Origin of the sequence: Microcystis sp. M53602_WE12 (assembly GCF_030065455.1) — a bacterium.
Classification (GTDB): domain Bacteria; phylum Cyanobacteriota; class Cyanobacteriia; order Cyanobacteriales; family Microcystaceae; genus Microcystis; species Microcystis aeruginosa.
Genome location: NZ_JASJFB010000095.1, coordinates 1 through 3068 on the forward strand (window position 1 = coordinate 1; position 3068 = coordinate 3068).

Genomic DNA, 3068 nt, shown 5'->3' on the forward strand with positions numbered 1-3068 from the left:
AAGCAAAAATTATTGATTAACTCCAAAAACTTGAGAATATTTAAATTAACATTCCGCAATATTTACAAATTCTTAAGAATTAATTGAGAAAGATTTTTATTTAACAACGATGTTATGATGGTTACAGCGATTTTATGGAATTTCATAATGGCTTTTTCTGTGCTTTTTTGGGCAGCAACGGTTGAAACCCTTGCCACACCTAGAAGGTCATCCTAATTAAGACAGGTAAATGAGTCAATTTCACCCACAACGATGATCTTTTTTTTGTGTAGTTTTATTGCAAAAAAAAAGTTTTTTTGACAAAAAGCACAAAGTATGATGCGGCCTAGCGGATTTCTAGCTGCGAGTAGTTATTGGAGAGAAGGGAGCAGGGAAGTGGGGAGTGGGGAGAGAAAGTTCGAGCATTTGTACTAAAAATTCCAATACGCAGTTTAAATTCAGTACAGATTAGCTAATTATCTAAGAGCAAAGGTCGCAGAAAACCGCCATAATTCTCGTCATCTGTACCGATAAAGACTTCTATTTTACCTCTAGGAGATTCTCTGGTGGTCACCGCTTCCACTTTGGAGCCGTCGATTTCTGCAATTTTTTGGGGATTAGGGGCAAGAATTAGGCTATTATCGGCTGTAACTTGACCAATACGGTAAACAGCACTTCTAAACACTCCCGCATTATCTGGATCGTAAGCGGAAGCTATGTAGATATTACCTTGCTTATCTACGGCTAAATCGGAGATGGGGCGAATATTTTTACCACTACCAAAAGGACTCCGAAAAGTTACCGACTGAAATTCCCCGAATTTTAAGGGATTGAACGAGATATCCGTCCAGCGAATTTTGGTACTCTCTTGACTATCGGCCCGTTCTGCGTAGATAAATAGATAACGATCGCCTTGCCGACTAACAGCGATCGCCTCTACATTTTCGACTGCGATCGGCCAATTTATTTGCTCAACTATCTTGACTTTTTGCTGGTTATATGCTAGTAAAAATAGTCTTTGAAAAGGTTTTTTGTCGCCACTTTCAGCCAACAAAAATAAGTTAGTTTCAGGGATATGAGTAATACTTTCGAGATCGTTACTCAATCCCTCTGGATTTGGCCAATCTACCCTTAAAACCTGCCATAATAGGGGTTTTTCCTGCGTAGGCAGCCGTAAAAGACTCAGCCTTGGTTGAGATGGATCACTATTTTTGCCCTTATTTTTGGCATCGTGAACCCCTAGAAAAATATCTGCTTCTACCCAAGCTAAACCACTGAGATCCGGAAGATAAGTCTCCAGTTGTCTCGATTGTTGAGCAAAAGAGACTTGCACGACCGAAAAAAAGAAAACTAGCCCTAAAATCCCTGAAAAAACAGTTTTCAATCGGCTATTCTTGCTAAAAAATGCTCTCTTCTCTAACATATATCTCCTAACTCCTAATATCACTGATTAACTCCTCCACCACGCGATTTAAACCGACGGAATGGGAAGCTTTACATAAAATGCGATCGCCAGAATCGATCACGTCCTTCAAACGATTAATTAAATCTATATGAGTTTGAAAACATTCGCAAGCGACCCCAGTAGCGGACTCAGCAATAAATTTAGCTTCTGGGTCATCTACCAAGACAAACAAGCGATCTATACCTAGTTTTTGCACCCTCTCACCCACTTGGCGATGTAATTGCTCCGAAAAAGACCCTAACTCCTTCATCGTGCCTAAAACAGCAATATGACGCTGACCGGGAGTAGCTTTCAGTAAATCCAAGGCCGCTAACATTGATTCTAGACCCGCGTTATAGGTTTCATCGAGGAGTAGGATATCTGGCTCTAATTGGTAACGTTTGGCCCGACCACTGGGTAAATTAACTTTAATTCCCTCTTGCAAAGAAGTCCAATCGATGCCTAAAATTTTCGCTACGGCCAAGGCCGCCATAAAATTTAAAGCATGATGACGACCGGATAAAGGTAAGTTAAAATCTAGTCCATTGACTCGTAAAGTAGTTAAATCCAGTAATTCCCCGACTATATCGCCGCCAGAGAAGCCATAGGTAATTGTTTCCCCCTGCCATACCCGTTTAGCTGTTTCGGTAAGTAAAGGGTGATCGTAGTTAAGAACAGCTATACTACTAGAAGGAGACTCGGCCAATAACTCACCCTTGGCCTCTGCGATCGCTGCTTCCGACCCTAAACGACCGATGTGAGCGGTTCCCACATTAGTAATCACTGCGATCGTCGGTTGGGCGATTTGAGCGAGCAGGGCAATTTCTCCCCGTCCCCGCATTCCCATCTCGATTACGGCACTATCGTGAGTTTCATCCAGTTCGAGGAGAGTTTTCGGCACTCCGATCTCATTGTTATAATTAGCCAAGGTTTTATGTACCTTTCCCCGGGTTGCTAATACGGAGGCGATTAATTCTTTAGTCGTGGTTTTCCCCACCGATCCTGTAATAGCAATCACGGGTATAGTAAATTGATTCCGCCACCAATGGGCTAATTGCTGATAGGTTTCTAGGGTATTCTGGACTAGAAATACAGGAATATTACTAGAGTAATTTACCGAAACTGGCTGATCGACAATCAATGTCGCCGCTCCTTTTTCGATAGCCATATCGATAAAATCATGACCATTAAAATTATCACCTTTTAAGGCCAAAAATGCTTGTCCTGACTCAATACTACGGCTATCAGTATTAATGCCAGATACTAAACTATCAGGACTAAAACTTATGTCACCATTATCTTGTAAGGACAATAATTGAGCTAGTTGATTGAGGGATAAATGACAGGGCATAGACAATAAAAATACTTAGGAGTAAATTCCGAATCATCTAGAAGATAGATGTGAACTACTCTCAAGGTCGTTGAGAGCTTCCTATTTCTTGGGGGATTGCCTCAAGACAGACTTACGCCCAGCTTTTGGTCTTACATCCCCTCTATAGGCAGTATCGCCGCTCTTCTGGTTTTTGTGTGGAAGGAAGAAGAATAGGGATAATTTTCGGGAAATATAGTCTTTAAAGCCTTGCCTAGCAAGACTTCCAGGCACTCCCTACCACACAAATTAACGACAAGCTGTGACTTAGATCAC

Annotated in this window: 2 protein-coding genes; both read right to left on the reverse strand. The window is 41.5% G+C overall.

Features of this window, described 5'->3' with window-relative positions; genetic code table 11:
* Positions 1-451: 451 nt before the first annotated feature.
* Positions 452-1402, reverse strand: coding sequence for a hypothetical protein (locus PX482_RS04120; protein WP_288122088.1), 951 nt, complete (start codon positions 1400-1402; stop codon positions 452-454).
* Positions 1403-1409: 7 nt separating this feature from the next.
* Positions 1410-2774 carry a UDP-N-acetylmuramoyl-tripeptide--D-alanyl-D-alanine ligase gene (locus PX482_RS04125; RefSeq protein ID WP_288122090.1) on the reverse strand — a complete coding sequence of 455 codons (1365 nt, stop codon included), beginning with the start codon at positions 2772-2774 and terminating at the stop codon, positions 1410-1412.
* Between the last annotated feature and the right edge of the window lie 294 nt (positions 2775-3068).

What these genes read in the sequence shown, in the direction of transcription:
- PX482_RS04120 (WP_288122088.1), bottom strand. Translation starts at nt 1,402, where the DNA reads ATGTTAGAGAAGAGAGCATTTTTTAGCAAGAATAGCCGATTGAAAACT.
- PX482_RS04125 (WP_288122090.1), bottom strand. Translation starts at nt 2,774, where the DNA reads ATGCCCTGTCATTTATCCCTCAATCAACTAGCTCAATTATTGTCCTTA.